Here is a 14,579-nt window from a genome sequence, read left to right as displayed (position 1 = left end):
TCAGCTTCGAAGGCGAAGAAAAGATAGCTACTCCGAATCCGGAAGTATACGTATATGACACCAGCGGTCCGTTCAGTGACCCGTCAATGAGCATTGATCTCAAGAAAGGACTTCCCCGCTTACGTGAAGAATGGATTGTGGGACGCGGTGACGTAGAGCAACTCCCCGAAATCACTTCGGAATACGGACAAATGAGACGTGATGACAAAAGTCTGGATCATCTCCGCTTTGAACACATTGCCCTTCCCTATCGTGCCAAAAAGGGAGAAGCCATCACTCAGATGGCATACGCCAAACGAGGAATCATCACTCCGGAAATGGAATATGTGGCGATCCGCGAAAATATGAACTGTGAGGAACTGGGAATCGAGACTCACATTACTCCCGAATTTGTCCGTAAAGAAATAGCAGAAGGACGTGCAGTGCTGCCTGCCAACATCAATCATCCGGAAGCCGAACCGATGATTATCGGCCGTAACTTCCTAGTGAAAATCAATACGAATATCGGAAACTCCGCCACCACTTCCAGCATTGACGAGGAAGTGGAAAAGGCTTTATGGAGCTGCAAATGGGGAGGTGATACGCTGATGGACCTTTCAACAGGAGAAAATATTCATGAGACACGTGAATGGATCATCCGCAACTGCCCTGTACCGGTAGGCACTGTACCTATCTATCAGGCACTTGAGAAAGTGAATGGCGTAGTGGAAGACCTTAACTGGGAAATCTATCGGGACACACTGATCGAACAATGCGAACAGGGAGTAGATTATTTTACGATTCATGCAGGTATCCGCCGTCATAATGTTCATCTTGCCGATAAACGTCTGTGCGGCATTGTCAGCCGTGGAGGAAGCATCATGAGCAAATGGTGTCTGGTGCACGATCAGGAAAGTTTCCTATATGAACACTTTGACGATATCTGTGATATTCTGGCTCAATACGACGTTGCCGTATCATTGGGAGACGGACTGCGTCCGGGCTCTATCCATGATGCCAACGACGAAGCACAGTTTGCAGAACTGGACACGATGGGAGAACTGGTACTTCGTGCATGGGAAAAGAACGTGCAGGCATTTATCGAAGGTCCGGGACACGTACCGATGCATAAAATCAAGGAGAACATGGAACGTCAGATCGAGAAATGCCATGATGCGCCATTTTATACACTCGGCCCTTTAGTGACGGATATCGCTCCTGGCTACGATCACATTACCTCTGCCATCGGAGCTGCTCAAATCGGCTGGTTAGGTACAGCTATGCTTTGTTATGTCACTCCGAAAGAGCATCTTGCCCTGCCGGATAAAGAAGACGTACGTGTAGGGGTTATCACTTATAAGATTGCCGCTCATGCTGCCGACCTTGCCAAAGGGCATCCGGGAGCACAGGTACGCGACAATGCCTTGAGCAAAGCCCGTTACGAGTTCCGCTGGAAAGATCAGTTCGACTTGTCTCTCGATCCGGAACGGGCACAGGGATATTTCCGCGCGGGACATCACATTGACGGAGAATACTGCACGATGTGCGGACCAAATTTCTGCGCCATGAGATTATCCCGTGATTTGAAGAAAAATGCCAAGAGTGATAAATAATGAGTTGTGAATATCCCCAAACCAAGTCACAACCTCATTTCTTTTTAATTTTCAACTTTCAATTAATTAAAATGTTCTCAGACGAATTAGAAAAAATATCCTGGGAAGAGACGACAAAAGCCATCTATTCCAAAACAGATGCCGATGTGCGCCGTGCATTAGGCAAAAAAGAGCATCTGGATGTCAACGATTTTATGGCATTGATCTCACCTGCCGCCACTCCCTATCTGGAAGTGATGGCCCGCCTCAGCCAGAAATATACGATGGAGCGGTTCGGCAAAACAATCTCTATGTTTGTGCCGCTCTATATCACCAATTCATGCACCAACTCCTGCGTCTATTGCGGTTTCCATATCAGTAATCCGATGAAAAGAACGATTCTGACGGAGGAGGAAATCATCAACGAATACAAAGCAATCAAACGGCTGGCTCCTTTTGAGAATCTTTTACTCGTGACAGGTGAAAATCCGGCAGCAGCAGGTGTACCTTACATCGCCCGTGCTCTCGATCTGGCAAAACCTTATTTCAGCAACCTTCAGATTGAAGTGATGCCCCTCAAAGCGGAAGAATACAAAGAACTCACCCATCACGGGCTGAACGGAGTCATCTGCTTTCAGGAAACTTATAATAAGGCGAACTATAAAAAGTATCACCCGCGAGGCATGAAGTCCAAATTCGAATGGCGTGTCGATGGATTCGACCGTATGGGACAGGCGGGTGTCCATAAGATCGGCATGGGTGTCCTGATCGGTCTGGAGGAATGGCGGACAGATGTGACAATGATGGCTTACCACCTCCGCTACCTGCAGAAACACTACTGGAAGACCAAATACAGCGTCAACTTCCCCCGTATGCGTCCATCCGAAAACGATGGCTTCCAACCCAATGTTATCATGAACGACCGGGAACTTGCACAGCTTACTTTCGCCATGCGAATCTTCGATCATGATGTAGATATCTCCTATTCTACCCGTGAAAGCGCCGAGATACGAAATCACATGGCAACACTGGGCGTGACAACCATGAGTGCCGAAAGCAAGACAGAACCGGGCGGATATTACAGCTACCCGCAAACACTGGAGCAGTTCCATGTGAGTGACGAACGGAAAGCGGTAGAAGTGGAACGTGACCTGAGGAAATTAGGACGTGAACCGGTCTGGAAGGATTGGGACCAGTCTTTTGACTTTAAAAGATAAAACGATGCGATACGACAGGCAAATGATCCTTCCCGAAATCGGAGAAGACGGTCAGCAGAAACTGAAGCAAGCAAAGGTTCTTATTGTAGGCGTGGGAGGGCTAGGCTCTCCCATAACCCTCTATCTGACCGGAGCAGGAGTAGGCTGCATTGGACTGGTAGACGACGATGTAGTCAGCATCAGTAATCTGCAACGGCAAGTGCTCTATTCGGAGAAAGAATTAGGTAAACCCAAGGCAATATGTGCCGCCGAACGACTTTCCGCACTTAACAGCGAGATAACTATCCGGACTTATCCAATCCGTTTAACGGAGGAAAACGCACAGGAAATTATCAGTCAGTATGATATAGTAGTAGACGGCTGCGACAACTTTTCTACCCGCTATCTTATCAATGACATCTGTGCCGAAATGGGGAAAGTGTATGTCTATGGAGCAATCTGCGGCTTTGAAGGTCAGGTATCCGTTTTTCATTACGGAGAAGAGAAAAAAAGTTATCGGGACTTATATCCGGACGAAGAAGAAATGAGGCGAATGCCTCCGCCTCCCAAAGGTGTAATGGGCATTACTCCTGCGGTAACAGGAAGCATCGAAGCAACGGAAGTGCTGAAGATTATCTGTGGATTTGGCGAAGTATTATCAGGTAAACTATGGACTATTGACTTGCGCACATTGCAATCTAACAAATTTTCACTATAAACGTTGGTTTCTGAAATAGTTAATTAGTAACTTTGCTAAACTTTACAACTTTACACAGGAAATGAAACTAATTGTAGTTACCACGCCCACGTTCTTCGTTGAAGAAGATAAGATCATTACCGCTCTTTTCGAGGAGGGACTGGATATTCTACATCTCAGAAAACCTGAGACACCGGCCATGTATTCCGAACGATTACTGACGCTGATTCCGGAAAAATATCATCGCCGCATTGTGACACACGAACATTTTTATCTGAAAGAAGAGTTCAATCTGATGGGTATCCACCTGAATGCACGCAATCCGAGCGAACCGCATGACTATGCCGGACACGTCAGTTGTTCCTGCCATTCCGTAGAAGAGGTGAAGAACAGAAAGCATTTCTATGATTACGTTTTCATGAGTCCCATTTACGATAGTATTTCGAAGGTTAATTACTATTCTACTTATACGGCAGAAGAACTTCGTGAGGCACAGAAAGCTAAGATCATTGACTCAAAAGTAATGGCACTTGGAGGTATTAATGAAGATAATCTACTAGAAATAAAAGATTTCGGATTTGGAGGGGCTGTTGTACTGGGGGATCTCTGGAATAAATTTGATGCCTGTCTGGATCAGAATTATCTGGCTGTGATCGAGCATTTCAAAAAGTTAAAGAAATTGGCGGACTAAGAAATATCGATTCGAATATTATATACAATCATAAATAAAGAAACCGCTGTAAGTAATCTTTTACAGCGGTTTACTTTTTAGTAATTTTCTTATCAGAATTTATATCCTAATACAATAGAAAAGTTTGTATTTTTAGGATTACCTATTTTTTCTACATCTACTAAACCAAATTGACCATCCAATCCTACAATAACCTTACCTAATTCCAAAGCTACTCCAACACCAAGACCGGCATCAAAACGTTTTAAAGCATCATCACCAAATGTATCATACTTACGTTCCGTATCATTCCCCAAATCAATTTTGGTTTTACCAGCAATACCACATGCCAAATAAGGACCAGCATTAACCACAATATTTGTATTATCCGCAACATTAAAACGAGCAGCAGCCATAACTGGTAATTCCAAATACATTGCATTTATGCTATTACCATCCTTTTTTTGCTCCTTTAGTCGACAAAAACAATGATGGTTGTAATGACCAAGTATTATCAAAAGCATATTCAAAACCACCTCCAAGTTTAAAGCCAATCTTTGCATTCAAATCAGCATCACCTGTATAATTACTAATGTTCATTCCTACCTTAGCATTCCAACCTGTAATCTGTGAAAAGCCAGCAACTGAAATCAGCGCAAATAAAATAAATAAAGCACTCTTTTTCATAATTCTAAAGTTTTAATTAATACTATAGTTAAATCATCTGTTTAATTAACAATGCAAATATATGATTGATATATATATCAAACAACTTTTTCGTTAACAAACGTGTAAAATATAGAGATTACACACAAAGAAAGGGAATTCCCTATTTCAGAGAATCCCCTTTCCTATTTTTTTATTATCTACTACCCGATTAGAAATTGTAGTGGAAACCAATAGACAAATCTTCGCTAGTCAACATCAGACCGAAAGAATCTCCGGAAGTGTTCACATTCTTACGATATCCCAAGAAACCATACTTGGCGATAAAAGAGAAATGATCGTTCAGTTTAACAGCGATACCCGGTCTCAAACCGATCTGACCTGCTTTAGTGGTATCACCATCTTTGATTTTCACGAAACCAATAGCAGCAGTTCCGTCCAGGAACAGACGTACAGCATCATTCTGATAGTAAGACCAACGGATGTACGGAGCAACAGTAACTGAATTTGCAGTCACTTGTTTCACATATTCGTGTGAATAGTTCAGTTCAGCACCCAATGCCCATGTTTCATTAAAATTGTAGCCGATTTCCGGAGCAACTTTAAAAGAAGTAGTGTTGCCTGTGCTGTTACGCCATACGTTCAATGATCCGCCTACGTAAATGTCCTGTGCTTTTACAGCGATAGTTGCTAACATTACAACTACCAATAATAAACCCTTTTTCATCTTCTTTCTTTTTAAGTTATAAAATAAAAACATGTTTTGTTTTCGGGGGCAAAATTAAGCTACTTCTTCATCTTAAACAAATATTTAGTTAGTTTTTTATAATAATCACCAAACAAATCATTATTAATGGCTGATTATCAGGGCTGAACAAATACAATTAAAAATAACATCATCCAACAAAAAAGGCTGTAATCATTCTCTCACGAGACGATTACAGCCCAATTATCAGAAAGTTAACTTTCTAACCAGTTTATCTTTCTATCCTTCAATTGCTGCCTGAGCCGCAGCTAATTATCATTGCTTTTCAATGACTTCTATAATATTGTACAACTATTTGTTAACAGCGTTTTTTCATTCAATTACTTCATATTTTTTTATCTCCTTTGTCCACTTATCAAAATACAAAAGGCCTCCCACATGTGAATAACGTCCATTGAGGGCGAAAAGAAAGGCTACAATCAACACAGAAACAAACAATAAAACTTTTATCACCTTTGATATATGAGGAAATGTAAATAGCTTATTTATATCCATTCATTTTCTTAGCTTTAATCAGTTCATCATAAATTATATGCCCAAATTCTCCTGCAAAATATTCTGCCCAATTTTGATAAGTTAAACAAACTCCAGTTTGGGGATCTTCATAATCCACCGTATTCCACATATCCTCCAACTCTGCATTTATATCAAAAGGATTATCGCCTAGAGCATTTACTACCTCATTTGAATAACAATTTATTAGAGTATCAATCCAATTTTGACAATCTGTACAAGCATCTTTATAGATTGCACTAAATGCAGCCTTCTTAAGGTCGTCCATCAATGGATCAGTTTCACAAAACGGGTATTCTCCATTCATTTCTTTTCCATTAAAACCTTAATCAGCCTTTCTTTCTCCGCAAGCAGTTCCTCTAAATGTTTCACCTTTTCCTCAAGCAAAACATTTTGGCCTACTGTCACATCGCTATTAATAGCTGCCACAGAACTATTACCATTGGCAATGGCGTTATGGCTTGCCTGTTGGTCATCAAAAAAGTAACTAACTGGCACTCCCAAAGCATTAGCTATCGTTTCAATAGTACTGATTTTAGCATCACTTCCATTGAGAACTGCATCAAGTGTAGTTCTCGCAATTTTAGTCCGACTATACAATTGAGCCTTGGTAATTTTTGCATCGGACATAGCTTGTTCAATCTTTCTAACATTCAGCATTTTACAAAAAATATGTAGCGTTTTAGATATTATTAACGTAGTATTTAAGCTACATTTATAGCGCAAACACTACATTTGCATTATAAAGTTAAACAATAAACCATAAACCTCAAAGAAAATGGCAGAAAATCAAGTAAAAGTACGTCCAGCTTTAACGGATTTGAAAGTAGGCGGAGAGATTACTTTCCCCATAGCGAAAACCAAGAGTGTGCGTGCCCAGGCATCTGACCTCGGGTTAATTCTTGACCGCAAGTATCAAACAGAGACTGATCGCGAAAAACGCACCATAACAGTAACCCGATTAAAATAATCCATAAATAACAAAGAAGTAATGAGAAGTATACTAGAATCACTAAGAGATAAAGTTGAGAATGGTTCAATAACAATCAGAGAAGCGGCAATTGCACTACATAAAGCCGGTTGGACAAACTTCATCGACATAAATGCAACCAATGCGTTGCTTTTCAATCGTGAAAGAAATCACTAGATAAATACAATGTGTACGTAAAAAATTAAATTATGAATTTCAACAGAGTCACTAAACAAATCGTCGTTTTTGTAGCAGGCTTCATTATGTTCTTCTGCTTGCTCGGTATAGCAGGTACCACTGATCGTACAGAACAAATAGTTTATGCTATGCCACAAGAGGCATACGAGGCTATATATCTGAAACTCGGTAATGGATGCACCGACCGCCAAATAGCCGATGAATATATGGCCAATAAACAATATTACGATGCATTGTCACAATAATCAAAGAAAGTAACACTCTATGTTCACACTTGATTTCACAGATAAATCTGTCACTTATGACACATTCATCCACGATGTTGCTACATCAGTGGTTCGAATGCTTGCTGACACACGCAACGATCCCGAAATGGTTAGTCAGCGACAAGCATACGCAATGTTCGGTCGCGGCAATGTGGATAGATGGCGCAAGCAGGGTAAGATAAATCCCTGTAAGCGCCCGGGCAAAGTTGAATATCGCACAGTAGAGTTACGCGTCCTTCAACAAAAACAACAAGACTATTTCAAATGACAACCAGATCCGATAGTGTAGGAAGCACATCAATAGAAAGTAGTAGTTCGAATCTGCTTCGGATCACAAAAGCAAACTGTATTATAAACCTTTTAAATTTTTAATTATGAGCAATGCTATTTCATTGGCTAAAGAGTTGCAACAAATGAAAGCAATTGACGTAATACGCAATGAACGTGTACGTAGCCAGTTTATCAGCGTGTATAATTCCATTTGGAAAGAAGGCGGAGAAAACGTCTATGAACGTGAAGCTATTTACTTCAACCAGCAGTTACGCGACAAAGATGAGTTGCGCTTATGCTCCGGAACATCTATCTTCTATGCGTTTATCGACCTTGCTGTCAAAGGTATCACATTGGCTCCTGGTGCGCAAGCACTGTGTTATCTTCTTACCCGTAACTGCAAAGTGGGAGTTGATTCAAACGGCAAAGAAGTTTGGGAAAAAGCATGCAGTCTCGCTATCTCCGGATATGGAGAGCTGGCACTGCGTGCAAAAGTTGGACAGATACGCCATGCCGACAATCCAGTTATTGTCTATGACGGAGATAGTTTTGAATATGGAGAGAAGAACGGAGTGAAGATTGTCAATTATATGTCTGCATTTCCTCGCAAAAGCGACCGTATTGTTGCTTGCTTTGTCAAAATCACACGTGCAGATGGGTCAATTGACTATTCTGTTATGACAGAAACCGACTGGAAACGGTTACAAGGTTATTCAGAGAAACAAAATTCCTATAAAGACCGCCGCACCGGAGAAACTGTAGTGAAAAGCAATGCACTCTACAATATCAATGGGCAGATTGATACCGGCTTCCTCATTGCCAAATGCATCAAACACGCTTTCAAGACTTATCCTAAAATCAATATCGGTAAAGGTTCCGTCATGGAATCCGACATCATTGATACCCCGCAAGGAGGTTTCGATCCTTACAGTGGAATCGATACCACACAACCCGAACCACAAGAAAAGCAAGAAGAGCAACATTTCGCGCCTCAACCTGATATGTCGGCAGGGGTAACTATTGACCCAGCAAGTCAAGGAGATAACGATGATACTTTCTAACCTTAATACATTGTACATATGTCTTCAGAATTAGTAATCATCAAGCAGGAAAATATACAGACCATAGTGTCTGCTGCTCCACAATCATATAGTGACAACAAGCTGTCATGTGAAAGATGTATCAGTGCCGGGCAATCCATACTCAATACCATTACAACTAATGGTGGAATGACTGACGAACTTGATAAAGAGGCAGCTCTTTTCATCGAAAAAGCACGTAAAACAGTCAAGAAGATGAACGAAAAACGTTCGCCTGTCACAAAACTTTTTGATGACATCCGTCGAGAGTTTACGGTAATAGAGAATGCTATTGACCCCACCAAAGTTGATACTATCCCCTATAAACTCCAACAATACCGTAACCAATATGCAGCAAAGAAACGTGCCGAAGAAGAAAAACGCCGTCAGGAAGAGTATAAACGTCAACAAGCGGAACAAGCCCGTGTAAAATTGAGACAAGACATTGAAGGGGATTTTAAGGCACAATTCCAAACATATCTCAATCAATCCATCAATTGGCTCACTACAAAGGATAACAGTGTTACGCTCGAGAACTATAACACAGTGTACAGTGAGATAAAGAACTTTTCGGTTTCTCTTCCTGCTGACTGGTTACATAATCTCCATACTCTCATCCGTATACCTGCCAATATTTCGGTAGACGAGCTTCGACAATTTGAAACTGACACAAAGGAACGCCTTGGTAAGCAATTTACCGAACAATACACTGCAGAAATCCAAGACAACAAGGATTTCATTCTTGACCGTCTGCCCTCAAAGAAAGCAAACCTCGAACGTATGGCACAAGCTGATGCGACCGAAGCTGCACGTGTCAAAGCTGAAATGGAAGAACGCCAACGAAAGGAAGCCGAAGAGCGAGAGGCAGAACGCAAACGCAAAGAAGAGGAAGAAAAGCAAAAGGCGGAAATGGCACGCCAGCAAGCTGAAATGAACGGATTATTTTCTGAACAGGCTTCTATGCAGAATTATCAGCCCAAAGTAAAAGTCACTCAAAAAATAGAGTTACTTAATCCTGAAGGTATCATGCCAATACTCTCAATGTGGTGGAGTAAAGAAGGGTGCACACTTTCGGTTGAAGAGTTGAGTAAGTTATTCAAGAAACAAATTACGTTCTGTGAAAAACTGGCTAACAAGGATAGTGTCTATATTGAAAAATGAGAGTGTACAATATATTGACGATGTGAAAGCAAAGTAACCATGAGTCACAATCCCGATACATATTATAGTCGTAGTGAGGTCAGTAACTCTGACCTCACCGAACTGAAAAATATTCTTCATCCTCGAATGCAATTTGGTGATAAAGAAGCTGCATTTCGTTTTGGCTCATTGGTAGATGCAATTATTACCGAACCAGCACGAGTAGACTACTACCGCCTGACAGTAGATGATGAACAATATACCGAAGATGAGTTCCGACATGCACAAGAAATGCAGAAAGCACTTCGCATGGAAGCACGCCGCGATGAGTTCCTTTTTAAAGTGCTTGGTTATGCCGAAACACAGCGTTTCATGGTAAACACACAACAACAATTTACTTATTGCGGTTTCCCCTTTTCACTTGATACAAGATGTAAGTGGGATTGGTGGCTCGGTCTTTTCGGCGGTGATCTTAAAACCACATTTGCCTCAACACAACAACAGTTTGAAGAAGCGATTGACTTCTTCGATTGGGACAGGAGTCGTGCTTGGTATATGGACATTGCAGGTTCCAACCGTGATTTCATTTATGCTATCAGCAAAAAGAACTGCAAAGTATTCAAGAAGTTCATCAATCGGGATGATAAAGTCTACAACCGTGGACGCGAGAAATATGAAGAATTGGCTTTCCAATACTGGTGTTTAACTCCACAAGACAATTAACAATGGACATATATTGCAAAGTAACTCAATATGGATTAGTTCCTCTGTATAATACAGACCTCGAACTAAAGAAACACTTGAAGATTGGTAATGTAGTCAAGTGTAAGGTTAGCAATCCCCGCAATTATGAGCACCACAAGAAGTTTTTCGCTTTGGTACGCCTTACTTTCGACAATTTGCCCCTACCATTAGTCGAAAAATGGCATATACATAATGAACAGGATATGCTTCGCAGATTCAAACGTGACCTTGGCTACTTCACTAACACTCTCAACGAATATGGTGAACATGAAATAGAGTATCTCAGTATATCGTTTGCCGCCATGGAACAACACGAATTTGAGAAATTCTATAACCAATGTATTGACCTTGTTCTCAACAAGTACATCAAAGGTATTGACAAAGATGATTTAATCACAGAAATAGAAGAATTCAAATGAAACCACAGGTAGGACAATATCATTACACTCCACACGGACGAGGATTCCGCATATACCGCTATACAGAGGTAACAGATAGCTTTCAGTCAGCCTCTCCGGTACTTAGTGAGCCAATCTTCTACGATCGTGAGAAAGCAAAGAAACGTGTTTATGAACTTAATGGTTGGAAATACAACAATGAACGGACTCAAACATCATCTGCGCGTTGAACCATACGACTATCAACGTGAAGGTATAGTTTATGGACTGGAACACCGCCGTCTTATTATCGGTGACGAACCGGGATTAGGAAAGACATTGCAAAGTATCGGCATTGTTGATACAGCCAATGCATATCCTTGTCTTGTTATCTGCCCATCCTCGCTCAAAATCAACTGGCAACGCGAGTTCGAGAAATTCACGGATAAATCTGCGGTCGTTCTTGACAATGCTGTACGTACAACATGGAATTACTTGTTATCTATGGGAGTACATCAGGTAGCAGTGGTAAATTACGAAAGTTTGCGCAAATATTTTGTTTGGGACATCAAAGCGAAAAGTAAGCAGTTCCGTCTCAAAGATGTTGTATTCTGTCCTCAAATACAGATGTTCAAATCAATCATCATCGACGAAAGCCATCGTGTGAAAGACCCGTCTGCACAGCAAACAATCTTTACCAAAGGTTTGTCTGTTGGCAAGGAATGGATAATACTCCTGTCAGGTACCCCCGTTGTCAACCGTCCGGAGGATTTGATAGCGCAACTTTCTATCATGAACAGATTAAACGACTTTGGCGGTCGAGGAAAATTCATAGCTGACTATTGCACTGACCCGAAGGACAAGGATGCGGAACCGGCTGTACCACTTTCCGAACTATCTCGGCAACTCTATGATACTTGCATGATACGCCGTGAAAAAGCAAAGGTACTTCCCCAGCTACCTGACAAAACACGAGTAGACCTGTATGTTGATATATCTAACAGTGCCGAATACAATCTTGCAGCTTCCGATCTCGCTACATACCTACAAGAATATACAGAATGTACAGATTGGGAAATACGCCGCAAGATGCGTATGGAAGCACTTGTGAAGTTCATGACACTTCGTTCCTTAGCTACCAAAGGGAAAATTGCACAAGCTGTTGACTTTATCAAGACATTCCTTGACAGTGGCAAAAAACTGATTGTGTTCTGCTCGCTTCATGAGATTGTAGATGAACTGCAAAAGGTATTTCCGAAAGCCGTCACAGTTACAGGACGTGATAGCGCAATAAACAAACAGGCTTCCGTGGATGCTTTCCAGAACAACCCCAATGTGCAACTCATCATCTGTTCCATTAAAGCAGCCGGCGTTGGTCTCACACTCACAGCTTCTTCAAATGTTGCTTTCATTGAACTTGCATGGACATATGCAGATTGCTGTCAATGTGAAGACCGTGCGCACCGTATAGGACAAAAGGACAATGTAACCTGTTATTATCTGCTTGGTCGTGGTACAATCGACCATACGATATACTCCCTTATTCACCGTAAGAAATCCATCGCTTCCGAGATTATGAACTCTGACGATGATATTCCGACCGATGAAATGTATTTCAATGAATTGGTCAAATCATTCTTAACAGCATCGGGATAATGGAAGTATGCAAAACAGACATGCAGAAAATTATCAAATATCTTGATGACGCTGCAATAATGTATGACAATCACCCCGGACAACGTAATGTATGTCGCGCATGGGTAATAAGACAACTAATAAAAAAACTGAATAAAAAATTAGTAGTAACCAGTAAATAAAGTAATATGAGAATCTATTTCGATATAATATTTGTGGTTTTAAATGTCATCCTTTTTGCTTTGAACTTTCATTTTGCCTTAGAATCCAAATCATCTAAGTCATATACGTATGCCATCTTAGGAATGACTTTTGCCATTGCAGCTATCGTCTTACTTCTATCTAACGATTCAAATCAAGAATAAAAATAATATGGCAACACATCAAATAACAATAGCAAAAGCATCCAAGAATGACTTTGAGAAAGTATACAATCTGCTTTCTCCGATGGAGGAACTCTTCAACAATAGGTGGAGTAATGAGGAAAGCTGGACAGAGTGGGATGATGACAACGAGGATAAACTGGAACTTCTTGCCATCCGTAAAGAAATAGCCGAGGAAGAATACTGTGATGAGGATGAAGTGGACAACCGTCTTGTCTTATACGAGTTTATTAAACGCAGAATGAGATTATGCGGATGCAGCAACTGGCAGCGCGTTGTTACCGCCGCCGAATGTCTGATTGACACCTTCTGCGATCCGCAAGAGTCTTGTCTTGCCTGGCGCCCGGATTTGAAGCGTGCGATGTATAATACGATGCTGGGTGAATAATAATTTAAAACAATAGGTAATGAACATTGGATTAATAGACGTTGACGGTCATAACTTTCCAAACTTCGCTCTTATGCGTGCCTCTGCATATCATAAGGCAAAAGGCGATCAAGTAGAATGGGCTACTCCTTTCAACAGATATGATAAAGTTCTAGCGAGCAAAGTGTTTACTTTCACTCCAGACTTTAATTATATGACATTACAAGCTGATATTATCGAAAAAGGAGGAACCGGTTATGATATTCATAAGAAGCTTCCATTTGAAATATCTTGTAGCACACTCATGGATTATTCCATTTATCCACAATATCATTTTTCTATTCAGTTCTTTTCAAGAGGCTGTATCCGGAAATGCCCATTTTGTCTGGTTCGGGAAAAAGAGGGCTACATCCGGTCCGTCCACCCTGTAGACCTGAATCCCAAGGGAGAATGGATAGAAGTATTAGACAACAACTTCTTTGCAAACCCGAGATGGAAAGAAGCTATTGACTATCTTATAAAAGCTGGACAAATGGTTAATTTCCATGGTGTTGATGTCAGGATCATGAATGAGGAGCAAGCATTTTACTTGAGTAAGTTGAAATTGAAAAGAAGAATCCACATTGCTTGGGATTTACCGGATATTGACCTTACTGAAAAGCTAAAAGAAGTGACTAAATATATCAAACCTCGTAATTTGTCTTGCTATGTTCTAGTCGGCTTTAACTCAACAATTGAACAAGATATGTATCGGTTAAACCGACTTAAGGAGTTGGGAATCTCACCTTTTGTACAACCATACCGAGACTTTAATAATGATCGCAAACCAACATTATACGAAAAGGATATTGCACAGTGGGCTAACAAACATCAAATATTTAAATCTTGTGATTTTGCCGACTTTTCACCACGAAAAGGATTCAAGTGCAAATATTATTTAAAACAATTAGAATAGAAGTAAAATAAAATAGTCCGTAAACACCTTGTAGTAATCAGTAAGTTTGGAATGGAACAGATGGCCAACATCGACAAACATTAAGATACCATCTATCCTCGTTAGTCTTGCTTGCG

Annotated in this window: 18 protein-coding genes and 1 pseudogene; 15 read left to right on the top strand and 4 right to left on the bottom strand. The window is 40.9% G+C overall.

The window, feature by feature from the left end:
• The 4 genes from thiC to HMPREF9007_RS14450 all read left to right on the top strand — a co-directional run.
• Nucleotides 1-1,592: phosphomethylpyrimidine synthase ThiC (gene thiC / locus HMPREF9007_RS14435; protein ID WP_008761324.1), on the top strand; the 1,592-nt coding region annotated here is incomplete at its 5' end.
• A gap of 71 nt (nucleotides 1,593-1,663) precedes the next feature.
• Nucleotides 1,664-2,788 (top strand): 2-iminoacetate synthase ThiH, encoded by a 1,125-nt coding sequence (gene thiH / locus HMPREF9007_RS14440; RefSeq protein WP_008761323.1) that lies wholly within the window; start codon nucleotides 1,664-1,666, stop codon nucleotides 2,786-2,788.
• 4 nt (nucleotides 2,789-2,792) lie between these two features.
• Nucleotides 2,793-3,485 carry a HesA/MoeB/ThiF family protein gene (locus HMPREF9007_RS14445; protein WP_008761322.1) on the top strand — a complete coding sequence of 231 codons (693 nt, stop codon included), beginning with the start codon at nucleotides 2,793-2,795 and terminating at the stop codon, nucleotides 3,483-3,485.
• Between the two features lie 61 nt (nucleotides 3,486-3,546).
• Nucleotides 3,547-4,155, top strand: a complete 609-nt coding sequence (locus HMPREF9007_RS14450; protein WP_008761321.1) for a thiamine phosphate synthase — start codon at nucleotides 3,547-3,549, stop codon at nucleotides 4,153-4,155.
• 92 nt (nucleotides 4,156-4,247) lie between these two features.
• On the opposite strand, the pseudogene HMPREF9007_RS14455 reads toward HMPREF9007_RS14450, so the two are convergent.
• The 4 genes and pseudogenes from HMPREF9007_RS14455 to HMPREF9007_RS14475 all read right to left on the bottom strand — a co-directional run bounded on the left by HMPREF9007_RS14455 (nucleotide 4,248) and on the right by HMPREF9007_RS14475 (nucleotide 6,739).
• Nucleotides 4,248-4,821, bottom strand: a pseudogene (locus tag HMPREF9007_RS14455) (porin family protein).
• Between the two features lie 190 nt (nucleotides 4,822-5,011).
• Complete coding sequence (locus HMPREF9007_RS14460) at nucleotides 5,012-5,527, bottom strand: outer membrane beta-barrel protein (RefSeq protein ID WP_008761320.1); 516 nt, start codon at nucleotides 5,525-5,527, stop codon at nucleotides 5,012-5,014.
• Nucleotides 5,528-6,047: 520 nt separating this feature from the next.
• Nucleotides 6,048-6,386: a hypothetical protein gene (locus HMPREF9007_RS14470; protein ID WP_008761318.1), complete on the bottom strand. Its 339-nt coding sequence runs from the start codon at nucleotides 6,384-6,386 to the stop codon at nucleotides 6,048-6,050.
• Nucleotides 6,383-6,739, bottom strand: coding sequence for a helix-turn-helix transcriptional regulator (locus HMPREF9007_RS14475; protein WP_008761317.1), 357 nt, complete (start codon nucleotides 6,737-6,739; stop codon nucleotides 6,383-6,385). Before HMPREF9007_RS14475 ends, HMPREF9007_RS14470 begins: the two co-directional genes overlap by 4 nt.
• 118 nt (nucleotides 6,740-6,857) lie before the next feature.
• Here HMPREF9007_RS14475 and HMPREF9007_RS14480 point away from each other — a divergent pair, with 118 nt between their 5' ends.
• The 11 genes from HMPREF9007_RS14480 to HMPREF9007_RS14520 all read left to right on the top strand — a co-directional run bounded on the left by HMPREF9007_RS14480 (nucleotide 6,858) and on the right by HMPREF9007_RS14520 (nucleotide 14,463).
• The gene (locus tag HMPREF9007_RS14480; RefSeq protein ID WP_004318078.1) at nucleotides 6,858-7,049 is read left to right on the top strand and encodes a hypothetical protein; all 192 of its coding nucleotides are present in this window, start codon (nucleotides 6,858-6,860) and stop codon (nucleotides 7,047-7,049) included.
• Nucleotides 7,050-7,258: 209 nt separating this feature from the next.
• Nucleotides 7,259-7,492, top strand: a complete 234-nt coding sequence (locus HMPREF9007_RS0124955; RefSeq protein ID WP_004318077.1) for a hypothetical protein — start codon at nucleotides 7,259-7,261, stop codon at nucleotides 7,490-7,492.
• Between the two features lie 19 nt (nucleotides 7,493-7,511).
• Nucleotides 7,512-7,781 carry a hypothetical protein gene (locus HMPREF9007_RS14485; RefSeq protein ID WP_008761315.1) on the top strand — a complete coding sequence of 90 codons (270 nt, stop codon included), beginning with the start codon at nucleotides 7,512-7,514 and terminating at the stop codon, nucleotides 7,779-7,781.
• A 106-nt stretch (nucleotides 7,782-7,887) separates the two neighbouring features.
• On the top strand, nucleotides 7,888-8,844 hold the full coding sequence (locus tag HMPREF9007_RS14490; RefSeq protein WP_008761314.1) for a recombinase RecT: 957 nt from the start codon (nucleotides 7,888-7,890) through the stop codon (nucleotides 8,842-8,844).
• A gap of 18 nt (nucleotides 8,845-8,862) precedes the next feature.
• Entirely contained in the window at nucleotides 8,863-10,023 is a 1,161-nt protein-coding gene (locus HMPREF9007_RS14495) for a hypothetical protein (protein ID WP_008761313.1), read from the top strand.
• A 39-nt stretch (nucleotides 10,024-10,062) separates the two neighbouring features.
• A complete protein-coding gene (locus HMPREF9007_RS14500) occupies nucleotides 10,063-10,725 on the top strand; it encodes a hypothetical protein (protein WP_008761312.1) in 663 nt (220 codons plus the stop codon).
• A 2-nt stretch (nucleotides 10,726-10,727) separates the two neighbouring features.
• Nucleotides 10,728-11,165 (top strand): DUF1367 family protein, encoded by a 438-nt coding sequence (locus HMPREF9007_RS14505; protein WP_032850348.1) that lies wholly within the window; start codon nucleotides 10,728-10,730, stop codon nucleotides 11,163-11,165.
• The gene (locus HMPREF9007_RS26110) at nucleotides 11,162-11,374 is read left to right on the top strand and encodes a hypothetical protein (protein WP_008761310.1); all 213 of its coding nucleotides are present in this window, start codon (nucleotides 11,162-11,164) and stop codon (nucleotides 11,372-11,374) included. Before HMPREF9007_RS14505 ends, HMPREF9007_RS26110 begins: the two co-directional genes overlap by 4 nt.
• Complete coding sequence (locus HMPREF9007_RS14510; RefSeq protein WP_250786389.1) at nucleotides 11,316-12,779, top strand: DEAD/DEAH box helicase; 1,464 nt, start codon at nucleotides 11,316-11,318, stop codon at nucleotides 12,777-12,779. Before HMPREF9007_RS26110 ends, HMPREF9007_RS14510 begins: the two co-directional genes overlap by 59 nt.
• 351 nt (nucleotides 12,780-13,130) lie before the next feature.
• Nucleotides 13,131-13,529, top strand: a complete 399-nt coding sequence (locus HMPREF9007_RS14515; protein WP_008761308.1) for a hypothetical protein — start codon at nucleotides 13,131-13,133, stop codon at nucleotides 13,527-13,529.
• 19 nt (nucleotides 13,530-13,548) lie between these two features.
• Nucleotides 13,549-14,463: a hypothetical protein gene (locus HMPREF9007_RS14520; RefSeq protein WP_008761307.1), complete on the top strand. Its 915-nt coding sequence runs from the start codon at nucleotides 13,549-13,551 to the stop codon at nucleotides 14,461-14,463.
• Nucleotides 14,464-14,579: the final 116 nt, after the last annotated feature.

The organism is Bacteroides sp. 1_1_14 (genome assembly GCF_000162515.1).
GTDB classification, from domain to species: Bacteria; Bacteroidota; Bacteroidia; order Bacteroidales; family Bacteroidaceae; genus Bacteroides; species Bacteroides thetaiotaomicron.
The sequence above is the reverse complement of the archived record's forward strand: the minus strand, read 5'-3'. Positions and strand labels throughout refer to the sequence as shown.